Annotated in this window: 15 protein-coding genes and 1 pseudogene; 7 read left to right on the top strand and 9 right to left on the bottom strand. The window is 69.0% G+C overall.

Features of this window, described 5'->3' with window-relative positions; genetic code table 11:
* Window positions 1-13 precede the first annotated feature (13 nt).
* Window positions 14-1,411 carry a sugar porter family MFS transporter gene (locus AC6CID_RS08980; RefSeq protein ID WP_024100730.1) on the bottom strand — a complete coding sequence of 466 codons (1,398 nt, stop codon included), beginning with the start codon at window positions 1,409-1,411 and terminating at the stop codon, window positions 14-16.
* Between the two features lie 366 nt (window positions 1,412-1,777).
* On the opposite strand from AC6CID_RS08980, the pseudogene AC6CID_RS08985 reads away from it, so the two are divergent.
* Window positions 1,778-1,993: pseudogene (locus tag AC6CID_RS08985) on the top strand (oxygenase MpaB family protein); the annotation flags it as partial.
* Window positions 1,994-2,116: 123 nt separating this feature from the next.
* Here AC6CID_RS08985 and AC6CID_RS08990 read toward each other — a convergent pair.
* The 3 genes from AC6CID_RS08990 to AC6CID_RS09000 all read right to left on the bottom strand — a co-directional run bounded on the left by AC6CID_RS08990 (window position 2,117) and on the right by AC6CID_RS09000 (window position 5,554).
* A complete protein-coding gene (locus AC6CID_RS08990) occupies window positions 2,117-3,370 on the bottom strand; it encodes an HRDC domain-containing protein (RefSeq protein ID WP_006551361.1) in 1,254 nt (417 codons plus the stop codon).
* 115 nt (window positions 3,371-3,485) lie between these two features.
* Window positions 3,486-4,928 carry a WS/DGAT/MGAT family O-acyltransferase gene (locus AC6CID_RS08995; protein ID WP_019289223.1) on the bottom strand — a complete coding sequence of 481 codons (1,443 nt, stop codon included), beginning with the start codon at window positions 4,926-4,928 and terminating at the stop codon, window positions 3,486-3,488.
* Window positions 4,929-4,978: 50 nt separating this feature from the next.
* Complete coding sequence (locus AC6CID_RS09000) at window positions 4,979-5,554, bottom strand: DUF3000 domain-containing protein (RefSeq protein ID WP_094981082.1); 576 nt, start codon at window positions 5,552-5,554, stop codon at window positions 4,979-4,981.
* Window positions 5,555-5,722: 168 nt separating this feature from the next.
* On the opposite strand from AC6CID_RS09000, the gene hemE reads away from it, so the two are divergent.
* The 4 genes from hemE to AC6CID_RS09020 are packed head-to-tail and all read left to right on the top strand — an operon-like array spanning window position 5,723 to window position 11,217.
* Window positions 5,723-6,820 (top strand): uroporphyrinogen decarboxylase, encoded by a 1,098-nt coding sequence (gene hemE, locus AC6CID_RS09005; RefSeq protein WP_498353850.1) that lies wholly within the window; start codon window positions 5,723-5,725, stop codon window positions 6,818-6,820.
* A complete protein-coding gene (locus AC6CID_RS09010) occupies window positions 6,817-8,175 on the top strand; it encodes a protoporphyrinogen oxidase (protein ID WP_498353851.1) in 1,359 nt (452 codons plus the stop codon). Before hemE ends, AC6CID_RS09010 begins: the two co-directional genes overlap by 4 nt.
* Before the next feature lie 5 nt (window positions 8,176-8,180).
* A complete protein-coding gene (gene hemQ, locus AC6CID_RS09015) occupies window positions 8,181-8,876 on the top strand; it encodes a hydrogen peroxide-dependent heme synthase (RefSeq protein WP_024100734.1) in 696 nt (231 codons plus the stop codon).
* Between the two features lie 55 nt (window positions 8,877-8,931).
* Complete coding sequence (locus AC6CID_RS09020) at window positions 8,932-11,217, top strand: molybdopterin-dependent oxidoreductase (protein WP_498353904.1); 2,286 nt, start codon at window positions 8,932-8,934, stop codon at window positions 11,215-11,217.
* Between the two features lie 4 nt (window positions 11,218-11,221).
* Here the strand turns inward: AC6CID_RS09020 and AC6CID_RS09025 are convergent, their stop codons facing one another.
* Window positions 11,222-12,190 (bottom strand): L-lactate dehydrogenase, encoded by a 969-nt coding sequence (locus AC6CID_RS09025; RefSeq protein WP_498353852.1) that lies wholly within the window; start codon window positions 12,188-12,190, stop codon window positions 11,222-11,224.
* A gap of 174 nt (window positions 12,191-12,364) precedes the next feature.
* Here AC6CID_RS09025 and AC6CID_RS09030 point away from each other — a divergent pair, with 174 nt between their 5' ends.
* Complete coding sequence (locus tag AC6CID_RS09030) at window positions 12,365-13,090, top strand: HAD family hydrolase (RefSeq protein WP_019289229.1); 726 nt, start codon at window positions 12,365-12,367, stop codon at window positions 13,088-13,090.
* Here the strand turns inward: AC6CID_RS09030 and msrB are convergent.
* The 3 genes from msrB to AC6CID_RS09045 form a co-directional block, all read right to left on the bottom strand.
* Window positions 13,053-13,481, bottom strand: coding sequence for a peptide-methionine (R)-S-oxide reductase MsrB (gene msrB / locus AC6CID_RS09035; RefSeq protein ID WP_498353853.1), 429 nt, complete (start codon window positions 13,479-13,481; stop codon window positions 13,053-13,055). The two genes, AC6CID_RS09030 and msrB, sit on opposite strands and share 38 nt — an antisense overlap.
* Before the next feature lie 56 nt (window positions 13,482-13,537).
* Window positions 13,538-14,773, bottom strand: coding sequence for a glycosyltransferase family 87 protein (locus AC6CID_RS09040; protein WP_230809471.1), 1,236 nt, complete (start codon window positions 14,771-14,773; stop codon window positions 13,538-13,540).
* 63 nt (window positions 14,774-14,836) lie between these two features.
* Entirely contained in the window at window positions 14,837-16,396 is a 1,560-nt protein-coding gene (locus AC6CID_RS09045) for an alpha/beta fold hydrolase (protein ID WP_033096718.1), read from the bottom strand.
* A 165-nt stretch (window positions 16,397-16,561) separates the two neighbouring features.
* Between AC6CID_RS09045 and zapE the strand changes: the two genes are divergently transcribed.
* Window positions 16,562-17,575, top strand: coding sequence for a cell division protein ZapE (gene zapE / locus AC6CID_RS09050; protein ID WP_498353854.1), 1,014 nt, complete (start codon window positions 16,562-16,564; stop codon window positions 17,573-17,575).
* Window positions 17,576-17,627: 52 nt separating this feature from the next.
* Here zapE and AC6CID_RS09055 read toward each other — a convergent pair whose 3' ends face one another.
* On the bottom strand, window positions 17,628-18,197 hold the full coding sequence (locus tag AC6CID_RS09055) for a GNAT family N-acetyltransferase (protein ID WP_006551374.1): 570 nt from the start codon (window positions 18,195-18,197) through the stop codon (window positions 17,628-17,630).
* Between the last annotated feature and the right edge of the window lie 65 nt (window positions 18,198-18,262).

The following is an 18,262-nucleotide window of genomic DNA, read 5'->3' on the forward strand; positions in this document are numbered from 1 at the left end:
GCGTCTGTATCGGTTAGCTCTGCATCTCCTCGAGTTCCATGCCCTTGGTCTCGGGGATCTTGGCCTTGACGAAGAAGAACGACAGCAGGGCGAAGAACGCGAACAGTCCGTACAGGAACCACAGGCCGACCGCGGAGGTGAGTGGTGGGAACGCCAGTGTCACCGTGAAATTCGCGATCCAGTTGGCGGCGGTGCTGATACCGAGGGCCACCGCGCGCATGCGGTTCGGGAACATCTCGCCGAGCATCACCCACATGATCGGACCCCAGGTGGCGGCGAAGAAGATCACGAAGGCGTTCGCGCCGACGAGGGCGAGCGCACCCCACGGTGCCGGAAGTTCGACGTCCTCACCGCTGCCGACCGCCTGCGAGAAGGCGATCGCGGCGAGCAGCAGGCTGACGAACATGCCGATCGAACCGGTCATCAACAGCGGACGGCGACCGATCTTGTCGACGAACAGGATCGCGACGAACGTCATGACCACGTTGATCACGGCGGTGATCACCGAGGTCGTGAACGACTGGTTCTCGGTGAAGCCCACCGACTTCCACAGTGTCGTCGAGTAGTAGAAGATCGCGTTGATACCGACGAACTGTTGGAAGACGGCCATCGTGATGCCGACCCACACCAGCGGCTGCAGACCGAAGACCGGGCCGCGGATGTCGCCGAAGGACGCCTTCGACTCGCGTCGCAGCGTCAGCCGGATCTCGCGGACACGCTCGTCGGGCCGGAGCTCGCCCGTGACGTTGGCCAGGACGGCCGCAGCCTCTTCGTCCATGTCCTTGCCGACGAGATAGCGGGGGGACTCCGGGATCGTCAGCGCCAGTACACCGTAGAGGACGGCAGGCGCGACGCCGACGAGGAACATCCACCGCCAGGCCTCGAGATTCCACCACAGCTCGTTCGACGCTCCACCGGCGGCGTTCTGCAGCACCGCGTCGGACAGCAGGGCCGCGAAGATGCCGAGAGTGATGGCGAGCTGCTGCAGTGATGCGAGGGCGCCACGGTAGCGAGCGGGTGCGATCTCGGAGATGTAGGTCGGTGCGATGACCGACGCGATACCGATGCCGAGGCCGCCGAGCACACGCCACAGCATGAGATCGGGAACGCTGAAGGCCAGACCGGACCCGATCGACGAGATGACGAACAGGGCGGAGCCGAGGAGCATCACCCGCTTGCGGCCCCAACTGTCGGCGAGGCGTCCGGCGAACCACGCGCCGACGGCACAACCGAGCAGGGCGATGGCGACGGCGAAACCGGTCACGAACGAACTGAGCGCGAAGTTGTCCTGGATGGAGTCGACGGCGCCGTTGATGACCGAGCTGTCGAAGCCGAACAGGAAACCGCCCACGGCCGCCGCGACGGTCACGGCGATGACTTTCGCGGCGTGTGCGGTCGATGGTTGGGTCACCGAGGAACTCCTGGATCGGACTGGCCGCGAGAGCGGGAAAAGAGTTGGACGCAGTGTGTTTTCTTCAGGGGAACATTACGCCGGGGTGAACGGCCGACTCGACGTTTCCGGCGAGAACTCGCCCACAAGGCGGACTTCGAACGCGGCATGGAGTGTGGCGACGCCTCCGAGTGGGTAAGAAGTTAAGAAATATTCTCTCCGCGCCGTCGCTCTGTCTGCGACCTTCCCAAGCGGTGAGGACCTCCGCTTGACACCGTGCGATCTGGAAATACAGTCCCGTTCCATGGCTCGGCGACGACCGGACGCGACCGTACGGGGTGTGGTGGGTGAAGCGGCGTTCCCGCCGACCTCACCCGGAGGTTCCTCATGGAGATCGCTCTGCCTCCGGTAGAGCACGGGGTGGTGGAACACAGCAGGGCGCTCATCGATCCCGTCACACGTTTCCGGAACACGAGCGCGTACATCTTCCTCGTGGCGTTCGGCGACGACGAGGAACGGCGCAGGGTGGTGCGTTTCGTCGACCGCGCCCACGCACCGGTCCGCTCCGACGGATACAACGCCTTCGATCCGAGGCTCCAGTTGTGGATCGCCGCGGTGATGTTCCACGGCGGCCGCGACGTGTACGAGCGGTTCTTCGGCCTCGATGTGATGTCCAGGACGCGGCAGCCGCCGGAAGTAGATGGCACGCAGAGCAGACGGCGGAGATCAGTTCTCCGCCGTCAGGGCCTTCGCGAGTCGCGGCACGGTCAGCGCGCGCTGCCACGGCCGTGCCCCGCCCTCGGCGAAGCGGCCGTCGATGTACTCCTCGACGTCGGCCCCGTCGGAGACGTCCCAGTCCCAGCACAGGCGCCGAACGAGTTCGGGACTGATCAGGTTCTCGACGGGAACGGCGACTTCCTGGCTCAGAGCGGTGAGTTCGCCGCGCGCGAGGGCGAGACGTGCGGCCTCCTCAGGGTGGTGACGCGACCACCGGCCGGCTGGGGGAGGCCCGGTCAGGGGCGGCGTGAGAGGTGGGAGCCGGTCCTCCGGCAGTGCACGGGCCCGCTCGATCGCGTTGAACCACGCACGGGAGGAACGCCGCTGCCGCGGACCGCCGAAAACCGGAAGCTCCTGCAACTGTTCGACGCTCGTGGGATTCGCCTCCGCGGCGGCGATGATTGCGGAGTCGGGAAGGATGCGCCCCGGGGCGATGTCACGCCGGGCGGCGATCTCGTCGCGGGTGGTCCACAGTTCCCGGACGATCGCCAGGCGGCGTCGGTCCTTGATCGCGTGGATCTTGGACGTGCGCCGCCACCGATCGGGCTTCGGAGCGGGCGGCCCCGCGAGCCGGATGTGCTCGAATTCCTGAGCGGCCCACTCGGTCTTGTTCTGCCGCTCGAGTTCGCGCGCCATCGCGTCGCGGAGTTCGACGAGCGGTTCGACGTCGAGCGCGGCGTAGTTGAGCCACGAGTCGGGAAGCGGTCGCGTCGACCAGTCCGCCGCACCGTGGCCCTTGCGCAGTTCGAGGCCGAGGGTCTCGGCCACGATCGCGGCGAGACCGACGCGGGGGAATCCGGCGAGACGACCGGCGAGTTCGGTGTCGTACAACTTCGCCGGACGGAGTCCGAGTTCGGCCAGGCCGGGGAGATCCTGGTCGGCGGAATGCAGGACCCATTCGAGGTCGTTGATCACCTCGGTCAGGGGAGCGAGGTCGTCCCGCGTGGGAATGGGATCGAGCAGCACCGTGCCGGCGCCGTCACGACGGAGCTGTACGAGATAGGCGCGCCCGGAGTAGCGGTAGCCCGATGCGCGTTCGGCGTCGACGGCGAGCGGGCCGTGTCCCTGCGCGAGCATCGCTGCCGCGTCGGCGACCCCGCGCGCCGTGGTGACGACCTTCGGGACGCCGTCGCGGGGTTCGAGGAGCGGCACCGTGGTCACGCTCGTGCTCTTCTGCTCGTCCTCGTCGTTCTGTGCCGGCATGGGCGTGACTCTAGCGGTGTCGTCCCCGTGTGCAATTCCGTTCCTGTCCGGAACGTCCGATCGGTGGACACGCACGGACCCGCTCGACGCCTCGCGAACTCCCCTCGGAACACCGTCACCTCTCCTGCGAGACGACATCGTCGCGCTCCACATCCGATGTGAGGATGTCGTCGTTCTCCGCGCCGGCCGCGAGGATGAGGTCCTCGAGGGCGGGGGAGAAGTCGTCGACGAGTTTCCACAGGTCGGGGACGAGATCGGGACACGAGATCAGACCGATGTCGAGCCTGCCGTCGAGGGAGAGCACCGTGATGTTGAGCGCTGCGCCGTGGAAGATCGGGCCGAAGGGGTACATCGCCGTCATGCGGGCGCCCAGGAAGTACAGCGGCACGGGAGGTCCGGGCACGTTGGAGATAACGAGGTTGTGGATCACCGGGTGCCGGTCGGCGAGCCGCAGTCCGGCGTAGGCGCGCATCGCGGGGGCGAACACGGCCGCGCCGAGGAACTGGGACCAGTCCTGCAGCAGGTTCGCGCCGAGGTCGGCGTTGTGTTCCTTGGCCACCGCGTTCGCTTCCGAGAGTGCCCGCAGCCGCTCTGCGGGGTCGGCGATGTGTGTGTGGAGGTCGGCGAACATCGCCGAGACCTGGTTGCGTCCCGGCCGATCCGACCTGCCGTGGACCGAGACCGGGATCATCCCGATGAGCGGGGAGTCGGGCAGCTCGCTGCGCCGCTCCAGATATCGGCGCAGCGCGCCGGCGCACACCGCCATCACCACGTCGTTGACGGTGACGCCGAAGACATTCTTCACCAGCTTCACGTCGTCGAGGTTCAGCTCGGCGAAGCCGACGGTGCGGTGTCCGGTGATGGTGGAGTTGAACGGGGTGCGCGGCGCCGTGAACGGCGCGGGCATGGCGTCGCCGCGTCGGGCGCGGGCGATCCAGGAGGTCAGCGATGTGACCGCGCCGGGAAGGATCCGCAGCAGGTGGAGAGGCCGGCGGGCGACGTTGAGGGCTCCGGCGATCGCGATGGCGAGATCGTTCGCGTCGCCGGCACCCCACTGCACCGGTTCGGGCCGGGGATCGGCCGGGTCGAGGCTGCACAGCTGCGCGATGAGTGCGGCACCGGAGACCCCGTCCACTCCGGCGTGATGCATTTTCGCGATGACGGCGATCCTGCCGTCGTCGAGACCGTCGACGAACCACATCTCCCATAGTGGCCGGGAGCGATCCAGGGGTTGCGCGGCGATGTGTCCGCACAGCTCCGCGAGCTCGGTCCGGCCGCCCGGGGCGGGCACGCCGACGTGGTGGACGTGCCGGTCGAGGTCGAAGTCGTGGTCGTCGACCCAGACCGGATGGTCGAGGTTGAACCTGCTGTCGGCGAGCTTCATCCGGAACTGGGGTACGGCGGTGAGGCGCGCTTCGAGTTCGTTGCGCAGTCTCACGTAGTCGTAGCCGCCCGGGACGGTGGACGGATCCAGCACGATCAGCCCGCAGATGTGGAGGAGCTGACTGGGGGTCTCGAGATAGAGGAAACCGGCATCGAGCCCGCTGAGACGCTGCATGGATCAAGAGTAGAACAGGTTCTAGAAATCCGGTCGGATTGCAGCGGTTTTCACCGCCGGAGTCGCGCAACCCCCGCCGGAGGCAGACCCGCGGCATATGCGAGGACGTCACAGAACGCCTCCACGTGCAGGGTCAGCATGTCGGACTGCGGAGTCCACGACGCGCGCAGTTCCAGTTGGTGGGCGCGTCCCGGGCCCGCGATGTCCCCGAACCGCACGGAGGTCGTCGCCGTCACCGTGCCGCCCAGCGCCGTGAGCGGTTCACCGTGCGCGGCGAGGGCGTCGACGAGCCAACTCCACGCGACCTCCGGCAGCAGCGAGTCCGCTGCCAGGCTCTCGTCGACGTCGGCCTGGATGTACGAGACGAGCCGGGTGGTCCCGTGCCACGCCTCGTCGCCGTCGGGGTCGTAGAGCAGGATGAGACGGCCGAACGCGTCGCCCTCCGACTGCTCGGGCACCCCCTCCGTCTCGTCGTGCAGGACCTCGGCGCCCAGTGCATAGCTGTAGGGAGCGAGCCGTTGCGGGGGTCGGATCGGCCCGACCTCGATCTCCGGGCGCACGGTGGCCGCGTTCATCGCATCGACTGCGGAACGGAAGCGGGCCGGCTCGGCGGGCGAGGTGGTCACCGAGCGGAGGTTAGTGCCGGTGACGCACCGCACGCGGGAGGCGCGCCGATTCCGGCGAACGGCACGGGCGTGGCAGCATGGGCAGCGGGTCCGGACCACACGTCCTGTGTGCGACCCGGCAGACGCTGCCCTGCGCGACGGCGCGCAGTGCCCGAAGAACGAGGATCGATGACCGGCTTGGAGAACACGAACGTCGGATCTGCGGTGCCCGCGGAGTACCCCGCGCGGAGGATCCTGCCCCATGCGCCCCTGCTGGCGGCCGCGCGCGGTGAGAAGCCGGCCCACCGGCCCGTGTGGTTCATGCGCCAGGCCGGCCGCTCCCTGCCCGAGTACCGGGAGATCCGGGCCGGGATCGGCATGCTCGAATCGTGCTTCGACCCCGAACTGGTCTGCGAGATCACGATGCAGCCGGTGCGGCGGCACAAGGTCGACGCCGCCATCCTCTTCTCCGACATCGTCGTCCCGCTCAAGGCCGCCGGGATCGACCTCGACATCGTCGCCGGCACGGGCCCGGTCGTCGCGAACCCCGTCCGCACCGCCGCCGACGTCACCGCGCTGCCGACCCTCGAGGTCGAAGAGGTCGGAGCGGTCGCCCGCGCGGTCGGTCTGCTGACCCGCGAACTCGGCGACACCCCGCTCATCGGGTTCGCGGGCGCGCCCTTCACCTTGGCCTCATATCTCGTCGAAGGCGGCCCGAGCCGCAACCACGAGCGCACCAAGGCGCTCATGCACGCCGACCCGAAGACCTGGCACGCCCTCCTCGGCAAGCTCACCGACGTCGCCATCGCCTTCCTGCGCGCGCAGATCGGCGCCGGTGTCGACGCCGTCCAGCTCTTCGACTCGTGGGCCGGCGCCCTCTCGCTCGCCGACTACCGCGAGTACGTCCTGCCGCACTCCGAGCGTGTCTTCGCCGAGATCGCCGGTGCGGGGGTGCCGCGCATCCACTTCGGTGTCGGCACCGGTGAGCTCCTCGGCGCCATGGGTGAGGCGGGCGCCGACGTGGTCGGCGTCGACTGGCGCATCCCGCTCGACGTCGCCGCGACCCGCGTCGGCCCCGGCAAGGCCCTGCAGGGCAACCTCGACCCCGCGATTCTGTTCGCGGGCCGGGAGGTCGTCGAACGCGAGGTGCGCCGCATCGTCGCCGAGGCCGACCGTGCTCTCGAGGCCGGCGCCATCGGACACATCTTCAATCTCGGTCACGGCGTGCTGCCCGACACCGATCCCGATGCCATCACCCGAGTGGTCGAGCTGGTGCATTCGCTGTGACCCCGCCGACGGTCGCGGTCGTCGGCGGTGGGATCAGCGGGCTCGTCGCCGCGTATCGGCTGCGTCGTTCGCTCGGCGCCGCCGCCCGCATCGTCGTGCTCGAGCGATCGTCGCGGCTCGGCGGCAAGCTCCGCACGGTCCCGCTCGCGGGTGATCCTGTCGACGTCGGCGCCGAGGCGTTCATCGCACGCCGACCCGAGGTGGTCGCGCTCGTCGAGGAACTCGGCCTGAGCGCCCACATCGTCCACCCCTCGGCTGCCCGTCCGCTCCTGTACGCCGACGCGCGACTGCATCCGCTGCCGGCGGGCACGCTCATGGGCATCCCCGCCTCGGCGCAGGCCGTGGAGGGTCTCGTCGACGACGAGACCCTGGCGCGCATTGCCGCCGAACCCACAGTGCCGTTCCACTGGGACCGGGACTCCGACGTCTCCGTCGCGGATCTCGTCCGATCCCGCTTCGGTGAGCAGGTGGTGCAGCGCAGCGTCGACCCGCTGCTCGGTGGGGTGTACTCGGGGCTGTCCGACACCGCGGGTGTCCGTGCCACCGTCCCGACGCTCGCCGCGGCCCTCGACGCCGGCGCGACGAGCCTGAGCGACGCCGTCGCCCGCGCTCTGCCCCCGAAGTCGGACGCCCCGGTCTTCGGGACGCTGCGCGAGGGCTACGGCGTGCTGATCCAAGCCCTCGTCCGTGAGGCCGACGCCGAGTTCCTCTACGGCACAGCCGCATCCGGACTGAAGCGCAGCGGTGGCCGGTGGTCGGTCGATCCGCTCGGCGAGGTCGACGGTGTGGTGCTCGCCGTGCCCGCCCCGGACGCCGCCCGGCTGCTCTCCGACAGTGTCCGATCCGCCGCGCAGTGCGTCGCGCAGATCCCGCTCGCCTCGTCGGTGGTGGTCGCGCTCGCGTTGCCGCACGACGCCGGCCTGCCGCAGAACTCCGGGATCCTCGTCGCGACGGGGGAGGAACTGTCGGCGAAGGCCTTCACGCTGTCGAGCCGCAAGTGGCCGCACCTCGCCGAACGTCCCGTCGCACTCGCGCGTGCGTCGTTCGGACGGTTCGGCGACGACGCGCTCGTCGACGCGTCCGAGGCCGACCTGATTGCGCTGGCCCGCGCGGATCTCGCGACCGTCACCGGAGTCGACGCCGAACCGGTGGCCGCCTTCGTGCAGCGGTGGCACGGCGGGCTGCCGCAGTACCGCGAACACCACGGCGAGATCGTCGCCGCCTTCGAGGCCGAGATCGCAGGGATCGACGGACTCGAGGTCGCCGGCGCGATGCTGCACGGTGTGGGTGTACCCGCATGTGTCGCAACAGGCGCGGCTGCAGCCGCACGCCTGACTGCACGAATGGAAGGATGAACGTCATGGCACGTCTCGACTACGACAAGCTCAATTCCACTCTCCGTTACACGATGTGGTCGGTCTTCCAGGTCCGGCCCGGCGTCCTCGGCGACGACCGCGCCGCGGCGATCGAGGACGCGAAAGCGTTCTTCGCCCGCTTCGACGACACCGACGTGATCGTGCGCGGTATCTACGATGTGGCCGGCACCCGCGCGGACGCCGATTTCATGATCTGGACGCACGCCGAGCACATCGAGGATCTGCAGAAGCTGTACGCCGACTTCCGGCGCACCACGATCCTCGGCCGCGCGAGCACCCCGGTCTGGTCGAACACCGCACTGCACCGACCCGCGGAGTTCAACAAGAGCCACCTGCCCGCCTTCATCGCGGGGGAGGAGCCGGGCAACTACGTGTGCGTGTACCCCTTCGTGCGGTCCTACGAGTGGTACCTCCTGCCCGACGAGCAGCGTCGCAAGATGCTCGCCGACCACGGCATGGCGGCCCGCGGCTACCCCGATGTCCGCGCCAACACCGTTCCGGCCTTCGCGCTCGGCGACTACGAGTGGATCCTCGCCTTCGAGGCACCGGAACTGCACCGCATCGTCGATCTCATGCGCGACCTGCGTGCCACCGACGCGCGCCTGCACGTCCGGGAGGAGACCCCCTTCTTCACCGGACCGCGGGTCGACGTCGAAGCCCTCGTCGCGTCGCTGCCCTGACGTGACCTCGACGAGCGCGGTGCCACCCGAGGGAGAAGGTCGTCTGTTCTCCCAGATGGCGCACTGGGGGATGTTCTCGGCGCAGGCACGCGACGGCGAGGTCGTCGCCGTGCGGCCCTACGCCGGGGACCGCGACCCCTCACCGATCCTGGGGAACATCCCCGGATCGGTGCGGCACCGTGCTCGCATCGCCGGTCCGGCCGTCCGTCGCGGCTGGCTCGAGAACGGACCGGGACCGAGCACACGACGCGGCGACGACGAGTACGTCGCGGTCTCGTGGGACGAACTCACCGAGATCCTCGCGGGCGAACTGCAGCGCGTAAAGGACCGGCACGGCAACCGGGCGATCTTCGGCGGCTCCTACGGCTGGTCCGCCCCGGGCCGGTTCCACCACGCACAGAGCCAGGTGCACCGCTTCCTGAAGATGTTCGGCGGCTACACCCGCTCGGTGCACTCCTACTCGCTCGGCGCGACCGGCGTGATCATGCCGCACGTCGTAGGCACCCACTGGAAACTGTTCGCGCGCTCGACCTCCTGGGAGGTCATCGCCCGCGAGACCGATCTGATGGTGTGCTTCGGCGGGATCCCGCTGAAGAACACCGCCGTCAACGACGGCGGCACGAGCGATCACCCCACCCGCGACGCCCTCGACCGGATGCGGGCCCGCGGCGGACGGATCGTCTCGTTCAGCCCGATCCGCAGCGACGTGCACGGTGAGCACGAGTGGCTCGCGCCCCGGCCGGGCACCGACGTCGCGATCATGCTCGCCCTCGGTTATGTCTTGGCCACCGAGGGTCTGGCCGACCGTGAGTTCCTCGACCGCTACTGCACCGGTTACGACCGCTTCGAGGAGTACCTGCTCGGCCGCACCGACGGCGTCCCGAAGACCCCCGAGTGGGCCGCCGGACTGTCGGGCATCCCGGCCGGAACCCTCGTCGACCTCGCGCGACGCATGGCCCGTGGCCGCACCCTGGTGTCGGTCACATGGTCGCTGCAACGCGTGCGGCACGGCGAGCAGGCGCCCTGGGCGGGCGTGACCCTCGCCGCGATGCTCGGCCAACTCGGCGTTCCCGGGGGCGGTTTCGGCCACGGCTACGGTTCGATGAACGAACCCGGTCTCGCGCCCGTCCCGTATCCGCTGCCCACCCTGTTCCAGGGCAACAACGACGTCGAGGACTTCATCCCCGTCGCCGCGATCTCCGACCTGCTGTTGCGACCGGGGGAGCAGTTCGACTACGACGGCCGTCGCCTGACCTTCCCGGACATCCGGCTCGTGTACTGGGCGGGTGGCAATCCCTTCCACCACCACCAGGACATCGGCCGGCTCCGCCGCGCCCTGCAGCGGCCCGACACGATCGTCGTCCACGACCCGTACTGGACGCCGATGGCCAAGCACGCCGACATCGTCGTGCCGTCGACCACGGCGCTCGAGCGCGACGACCTGACGTGCACGCGCAACGATCCGCTGCTCGTCGCGATGCAGGCTGCCGTCCCACGCTTCGCCGACGCCCGCGACGACTACGACACCTGCACCGCTCTCGCCCACCGCCTCGGCTTCGGCGAGCAGTTCACCGAGGGCCGGACCTCCTGGGAGTGGCTCGAACACCTCTACGAGCAGTGGCGCGGTTTCGTCCTCGCCGACGACCGGCGCATCGAGGACCCGCCGCCCTTCGACGACTTCTGGTACGGCGGACCGGTCCGGATGCGGACCGAGGACGATCTGACCCTCTTCGAGGACTTCCGGTCCGATCCCGCGGCGAACCCGCTGCGGACTCCCAGCGGACTGCTCGAGATCTTCTCCGCCGATATCGACTCGTTCGGCTACGACGACTGCGCCGGGCACCCCACCTGGTACGAACCCGACGAATGGCTCGGCTCCCCGCGGGTCGAACGGTTCCCACTGCACCTGATCGCCAATCAGCCGGCCACGCGCCTGCACGGGCAGCTCGATCACGGCTCGGTGAGCCAGGCGTCGAAGATCCGTGGCCGTGAACCTATCCGGATGCGTCCCGACGACGCTGTCGCGCGAGGTCTGGAAGCCGGCGACATCGTCCGCGTTTTCAACGATCGTGGTTCGTGCCTCGCCGGGGTGGTCCTCGACGACGGTCTGCTGCCGAACGTCGTCCAGCTCGCGACGGGAGCCTGGTACGACCCGCTGGATCCGTCCGATCCCGGATCGATGTGCGTGCACGGGAACGCGAACGTGCTCACCCCCGACGTCGGCACGTCGTCGCTGTCCCACGGATGCACGGGGCAGCACGTGCTCGTCGACGTCGAGCGGTTCGACGGCGAGTTGCCGCCCATCCGGGCCTACGATCCGCCGGTCGTCCGGCAGCGCTGAGCGGTCACAGGCCGAGTGACGACTGGACGTCGCGCAGGGTGGCCGCGGAGGCGGCCAGCCCCGCTTCCTCCTCCGACGACAACGGCACATCGAGCACGGTGTGCGCGCCGCGCGCGTCGACGACGGTGGGAAGCGAGAGGCAGACGTCCTGCAGGCCGTGCCGCCCGGTTTGCAGCGTCGACACCGCGAGCACCCGGCGCTGGTTCCGCAGCACGGCCTCCACGATGCGGGCACTCGACAGTCCGATCGCGAGATTCGTGGCGCCCTTGCCGCGGATGATCTCGTAGGCGCTGCGCACGACCTCCTCGAAGAGTTCGGCGCGGGTGTCCGGTCCGAAGACGGGTCGTCCGTCGACGGCGAAGGACTCCACCGGCACGCCGCCGATCGTCGCACTCGACCACAGGGCGACCTCCGAGTCGCCGTGTTCCCCCACGACGAACGCGTGAACGTTCTCGACCGCGACGTCGGCGCGGTGGGCGAGCAGATACCGCAGCCGGCCGGAATCGAGCACCGTGCCCGACCCGAAGATCCGGCCGTCCGAGACGCCGGTCGCCGCGATCGCGGCGCGGGTGACGATGTCGACCGGATTACTGACGAAGACGATCACTGCATCGGGGGAGACGGACAGCAGGCCGGGAGTCAGGTCCCGTGTCAGGGCGACGTTCGCCGCCGCGAGATCCAGACGCGACTGGCCGGGATGCTGCTCGGCCCCCGCGGTCACGACGATCAGATCGGAACCGGCGGTGACCGCGATGTCGTCACTGCCCTCGATCCGGCACGACGGCGCGAACTGCGTGCCGTGGTTCAGGTCCAGGACCTCCGCGCGCACCTTCGCGGAGTTCGTGTCGAACAGCGCGATCGCGTCTGCCGAACCTCTGAGTAGACATGCATACGCCACCGCGGTACCGACGCTCCCGGCGCCGACGACGGACAGCTTCGTGTGTCGCCGGATTCTCGTACCCGTCTCAGCCATGCGAGACATTGTGGCAAACCGGCCCCTCGGTCGGTAGCCTCGCGCCACATGACTCGGTCCGCATCGGGACATTCCCTGCGAGCGGCCGGCCCGCCGCGATGGCGGCGATGCGACTGCTCGAGGAGATCTAGCCGAGCCGACCTGCCACTGTCGCTCAGCCGTTAGCCTCGGGACATGGCCGAGACCCCCTTCGATGCCGTCCTGTTCGACTTCTCCGGCACCCTGTTCCGGCTCGAGGAGGACGAGAGCTGGCTCGCGGACGTCACCGACCACGAGGGCAGACCCTTCGACGTGCACCGGCAGGCCGAACTCATGCGGCGGCTGACGCAACCCGTCGGGCAGCCCGTCGAGATGGACGCCGACGAGCACCACGCGTGGACCAACCGCGACCGCGAACCGCGCTGGCACCGCGAGGCCTACCTGACGGTGCTGCGCAGATCGGGCGTGGCCGATCCCGAACAGGCACAGGCGCTCTACGAGAAGGTGACCGACCCCGACTGCTGGACCGTCTATCCCGACACCGTCCCCGTCATCGAGGCGCTCGCTGGAGACGGGATCGCCGTCGGCGTGGTGAGCAACATCGCCTTCGACCTGCGGCCGGCCTTCGCGCGGCTCGGTATCGACGACCTCGTGTCGGTGTTCGCGCTGTCCTTCGAGGTGGGCGCCGTCAAGCCCGAACCGGAGATCTTCCGCCACGCCGTCGACAGACTCGGTGTCGACCCGCGACGGACGCTGATGATCGGCGACAGCGAGAAGGCGGACGGTGCCGCCCGGTCGATCGGATGCGCGTTCGAACTCGTCGAACCGACACCGACCACCGAGCGGCACGACGCACTGTGGACCGCGCTGGCCGCGGCCGGGATCACTCCGACCGAACCAGGCGCAGGGAGATCGAGTTGATGCAGTACCGCTTGTCGGTGGGCGTCGGGTAACCCTCGCCCTCGAAGACGTGCCCGAGATGGCTGTGGCACGTCGCGCACACCACCTCGATGCGCCGCATGCCCAGCGAGTTGTCCTCGCGCAGGATCACGGCCTCGGAGTCGGCGGGGTCGAAGAACGACGGCCACCCGCAGTGGGAGTGGAACTTCTCGGTGCTGCGGAACAGTTCGGCACCGCACGCGCGGCATTCGTAGATGCCCGCGGTCTCGGTGTCGGTGTACTCGCCGACGAAGGGATGCTCGGTGCCGGCCTGACGCAACACGGCGAATTCGGCGGGAGTGAGCTTCGCGCGCCATTCCTCGTCGGTGTGGACGACCTTGGGTGCGGGTTCGGATCGAGGAGCAGACGTCATGATCTCCACGCTAACCGCGCTCGGCGCGCGCGTCACGTCGGCACCGGCACGGACGATCACGTCCGTGCGGGCTGCTTCTCCTCGAGCAGGTGCGACGGCTCGATGCCGTCCGCCAGGCGCCCTTCGCGCTTCGCGACGAGGTAACGGTCGAGCAGGACGGCGAAGACGACGATGAGCAGCAGCGACCAGCCGAAGGTTGTCTTCATGTACTCCGCCGCGCGCCCGGCCTCCACCCACCGGTTCGACAGCCACGAGTCGTAGCTCAGGAAGCCGTAGACGGCGAGCCAGGCGGGCCAGTTCCGCATCACGGAGTTCGGCAGCAGCACCGTCATCAGCAGAGGGAACAGCATCATCGAGTAGTACATCTGGCCGAGCGATCCGAGCAGGAACGAAGCCGCGAGCAACACACCGCCGGCGGTGCACACGAAGAACACCTCGTCGTGGCGGCAGTAGCGGTAGAGCAACCACACCGACACCGCGACCATCACCGCGAGCACCGCCCGCAGACCGAAGATCAGCCAGGCCGGGAGCCCGTAGTACATGCCGTTGCCGACGATCGCGCTGTTGAAGTAGTCGCGGGACTCGAGCAGGTACGGCACGGTGTGCTCGACGAACTGCCACGCGTCGACCGACAGGGGCCACGCGATGATCGTCAGCGCGATCGGGACACCCGCGGCGGTGATGAAGACCTTCCACTGTCCGCGCACGAGCGGGAGCAACAGCAGGGGAGCGAGGATCGGTTTGACGGCGAAGGTCAGGCCGAGCGCAGCCCCCGCCCACAGATCACGTCGTTTGAGCAGCAGCGTCAGGAACGCGATCTCGCCGAGCAGGACGAGACCGTTGATGTTCGTGAAGACGAGCGTGTTCGTCACCGTCTCGGACGCGAACGCGGCGAAGACCAGCACCGGCGCGATCGGCGAATCGAGTCGCAGACCGAACATGCGCAGCAACAGGTAGAGCGCGACGAGGATCGCGATCGCATTGGCGAGGATGAACAACCACCGCGACCGCTCGGGGTCGATCACCGCGATCGGGGCGATCAACAACGTGCCGGAAGGCGGATAGAGGTAGTGGGGATCGACCCACTGGAACTCGGCGGTGTACACCGGCCGGCGGTTGAGGAAGGCCAGCGCGGCGTTGTAGACCGGGGTGAAGTCGTCCGTCCGGAACCCGTTGACCGCTTTGATTACGACCCGGTGCAGAACCGTCAGTATGGCAAGGGGCCACACCACAGCCTTGACCACCTCGGCGGTCGTGCGTGCGGTCCGGGGTTCGAGACTTCTGAGGAACACTACGGCACGGTACACCGCGGGCCTGCGGACCCGTGCACACGCCCTGCCCCCGACCGGGGAACGTCACGCGGGGCACAGGCTCCCGTTGGGTGGAAGTTCTCCGTCGGACAGATAGGTCTCCACCCGCGCCTGCACGCATCCCGAGTGCAGGACCGCCGAGTAACCGGCACCCTGCCACGACAGTGACGCCCAGGCGATACCGCCTGCGGTGAGCACACCGGTCACCGACTCCACGCCGGCATTGCCCACGACCGGGTCCGCGGCCCCCGAGGAGACGAGCACGGGCACGTCGAGCGCCGCCGGCAGCGGCGGGGGAGGCAGGCTCGGCCACGCCGCACATGCCGTCAGGCCCGTCGCCAGATCCGCGCCGTACAGCGGATAGAGGGTGGACCAACTCCGGGCGAGATCGCCCGCGTGGGTCGGGGTCGGCCAGCGCTGTCCGTCGCTGCACCGGGCGACGAACTGACCGTCCGTCGAGAGCCTCTCCTCGGCCACACCGACCAGTTCGATGAGCGGCATGACATCGCCGTCCCGCGCGGCTGCGAGGACGTCCGCCACCTCACGGACGCGGGCCTGCAGATCGGCGCGCGGCGTGCCGAGGACACCCGTCAGCGCCGTGAGGAAGGAATTGGCCGAGACCGGCGCGAGTTCACCCTCGGTGGCCTGCTCGTGCAGATCCTCGATCGCCGCGCGCGGATCGTCGCCCAGGGCGCAGTCGAGGGCGGTGCACTGCCGGGCGAAGGCATCGACGGCGGCCTCCGCGCCGCGGGCCTGCGACTCGGCCATGAGTTCGGCGTCGGCGGTGGCCGCGGCGGGGGAGTCGAGGACGAGACGGCCGACCGCGCCCGGATAGGCGGCGGCGTAGGCGAGCGCGACCGTCGCACCGTTCCCCACCCCGAGGAGACCGATCCGGTCCACGCCCCATGCCTGCCGGAGGCGTTCGATGTCGTCGGCGGCGTGTGATGCGCCGAACATCAGCTGCTGCGGCTGCAGGTAGTCGGTGCACGAGACGGTCGCCTGACGACCCAGATCGGCGACGCGTTCGGGTGCATCGCCGGTGCGGCCGAATTGTCCGAGATCGCCGAGACCGCGACGATCAGCAGGAAAGATGCAGTCGATCGCGAGCGAGTTGCCGATCCCGCGCCGATCCACCGCGACGATCGGACGCATCGCCAGTGCACCCGACATCGCGCCGGTCGCCATGGCGGTCAGTGCGCGCGTCGACGCGACGTCGGCGCCGGTCGTGAGAACCAGCGGCGCCACGTCGGTGGGGGTGTCGGGCAGTCGTGCGCGCATGACTGCCAGCGGGAAGGTGCCCGTCACGGTGCCGGCCGCATCGATCGGGGCGACGACCTCCGCGCACTCGAGAACGAGGCCCTGGGCACCCGGCGGTGCGTCGAACGAGGAGAGCGTCTCGTCCGTGCAGTTCCGCCACGCCGGTTCGGCCGACGGCACCGGAAGTTCGGGTACCTCGGTCTCGTCCTGCGGGGTCCCGTCGACGGCGACACCGGGATCGTCGCGCACCACGGCGACGTCGGGACGTATCGACGGTCCTGCTCCGCACGCGGTCGACGCCGCGGCAACCGTGATCAACATCGCGGCGATCACTCCCGATCTGCGCATGCGCACAGCCTGCCAGGTTCACCGGCGGCCGCGCGCAACCGGTGGTCGAGCGGCCGATCCGAAGTGTCCTCCCGGTGCATGACGCCGAGGTGAACGCCGTGTGAAGTAGGTCGCATTCCGGATTCGAGTGAGGATCCGAGCATGATGCGGTCGTACCCTGGGCTGATGCACGAACGTCTCGTCGACCGCAATCCGGTGGTGCCTGCAGACCAGTTGGTGGCGCAGATGGTGCCCCCCGCGATGTTCGACGAGGTGAGCTTCGAGTCGTACATTCCGGATCCGAACGAGCCGAGCCAGGCGGCCGCGGTGACGACCGCTGCGGAGTTCGTCGGCAAGATCGGGAAGATCCGCGGCGGCAAGCGCGGCCTGTTCGGCCGCCGCTCCCAGCCGCAGGGGGCCGGCCTCTACCTCGACGGCGGCTTCGGCGTGGGCAAGACCCACCTGCTCGCCTCGATCTTCCACAGCGCACCCGCGCCCAAGGCCTTCGGCACGTTCGTCGAGCTCACCCACGTCGTCGGCGCCCTCGGGTTCAACAAGGCCGTCGAGGAGCTGTCGAACCACAGCGTGCTGTGCATCGACGAGTTCGAACTCGACGATCCGGGCGACACCATGCTCGTCTCGCGCCTGCTGACCGAACTGTCGGCCCGCGGCGTCTCGATCGTCGCGACCTCCAACACGCTCCCCGGCCAGCTGGGTGAGGGACGGTTCGCGGCACAGGACTTCCTGCGCGAGATCAAGAAGCTCGCGTCGATCTTCGAGACCATCCGCGTCGACGGCCCCGACTACCGTCACCGCGACCTGCCGCCTGCACCCGATCCGGTCGACTCGGCAGAGCTCACCGAGCGCGCCGGCGCGATCCCGGGTGCGACGCTCGACGACTTCGACGAGCTGTGCGCGCACCTGAGTACGCTGCACCCGTCCCGTTACGGCAAGCTCGTCGAGGGTGTCCCCGCCGTCTTCCTCGAGGGTGTGCACCCGGCGAAGGACCAGTCGGTGGCCCTGCGTCTGGTGGTCCTCGCCGACCGCATGTACGACGCGAGCATCCCCGTGACGGTCTCCGGCGCCAAGCTCGACGAGATCTTCACGCCCGAGATGCTCGCGGGCGGCTACCGCAAGAAGTACCTGCGCGCGACGTCCCGTCTGCTGGCGCTGTCCCGATTCGAGGTTGCCGCGGGCTGATCGGATACCCGGCGCTCATGCGCGCCGGGTCGACCTTCACCCCATCACCGGCTCACCGGCCGGCATCCCTTCGGAGGGTGCGCTGCATGACGAAATCGTCGTGCGTCTGCGCCCCCACGACGAACGTGCGCGTGCCCACCACCTCGAAGCCCTGCTTCTCGTAGAAGCGCCGGGCGCGGGTGTTCTCCTGGTTGACGCCGAGCCACAGGCCCACACGCCCGAGTGTGTGGGCCCGCGCGACGATCGCATCCATGAGCGCCGCAGAGATTCCGGAACCGTGATGGCCCGGCATCACGTACAGCTTGCTGATCTCGATCGCCGGCCGCGCCGTGATCATCGCGTCGATCGCCGGATCCTCGGGAGCGGCGTCCACTGCCATCAGATAACCGACGATCTCCTCACCCGCGCGCGCCTCGAGAACGATGCGTTCGGGGGAGGACAGGTACTCGGCGAACTTCTCCGCGCTGAGGGTGCGCTCGATGAAGTCGGCGATGTCGTCCTCGGCGGCGTCCTGAGGGCAGGCGAGCGGGAAGGTCGCGGCGGCGACCTGAGCGATTGCCTCGGCGTCCCAGATGCCCGCCTCGTCGACGGAGACTGCTTCTTCGAGTGGTGGCATGGACATGCACACCAGTGAAGCACTCGGACGGGACGATACGGCAGGTGCCCCGCGTGTCGATGCGAGACGGA

This window comes from Rhodococcus sp. GQ147 (assembly GCF_059759155.1).

What these genes read in the sequence shown, in the direction of transcription:
- AC6CID_RS08990 (WP_006551361.1), bottom strand. Translation starts at nt 3,370, where the DNA reads ATGCCGGCACAGAACGACGAGGACGAGCAGAAGAGCACGAGCGTGACC.
- AC6CID_RS08995 (WP_019289223.1), bottom strand. Translation starts at nt 4,928, where the DNA reads ATGCAGCGTCTCAGCGGGCTCGATGCCGGTTTCCTCTATCTCGAGACC.
- hemE (WP_498353850.1), top strand. Translation starts at nt 5,723, where the DNA reads ATGACCGGCTTGGAGAACACGAACGTCGGATCTGCGGTGCCCGCGGAG.
- hemQ (WP_024100734.1), top strand. Translation starts at nt 8,181, where the DNA reads ATGGCACGTCTCGACTACGACAAGCTCAATTCCACTCTCCGTTACACG.
- AC6CID_RS09020 (WP_498353904.1), top strand. Translation starts at nt 8,932, where the DNA reads ATGGCGCACTGGGGGATGTTCTCGGCGCAGGCACGCGACGGCGAGGTC.
- AC6CID_RS09025 (WP_498353852.1), bottom strand. Translation starts at nt 12,190, where the DNA reads ATGGCTGAGACGGGTACGAGAATCCGGCGACACACGAAGCTGTCCGTC.
- AC6CID_RS09030 (WP_019289229.1), top strand. Translation starts at nt 12,365, where the DNA reads ATGGCCGAGACCCCCTTCGATGCCGTCCTGTTCGACTTCTCCGGCACC.
- msrB (WP_498353853.1), bottom strand. Translation starts at nt 13,481, where the DNA reads ATGACGTCTGCTCCTCGATCCGAACCCGCACCCAAGGTCGTCCACACC.
- AC6CID_RS09045 (WP_033096718.1), bottom strand. Translation starts at nt 16,396, where the DNA reads ATGCGCAGATCGGGAGTGATCGCCGCGATGTTGATCACGGTTGCCGCG.
- zapE (WP_498353854.1), top strand. Translation starts at nt 16,562, where the DNA reads ATGCACGAACGTCTCGTCGACCGCAATCCGGTGGTGCCTGCAGACCAG.
- AC6CID_RS09055 (WP_006551374.1), bottom strand. Translation starts at nt 18,197, where the DNA reads ATGTCCATGCCACCACTCGAAGAAGCAGTCTCCGTCGACGAGGCGGGC.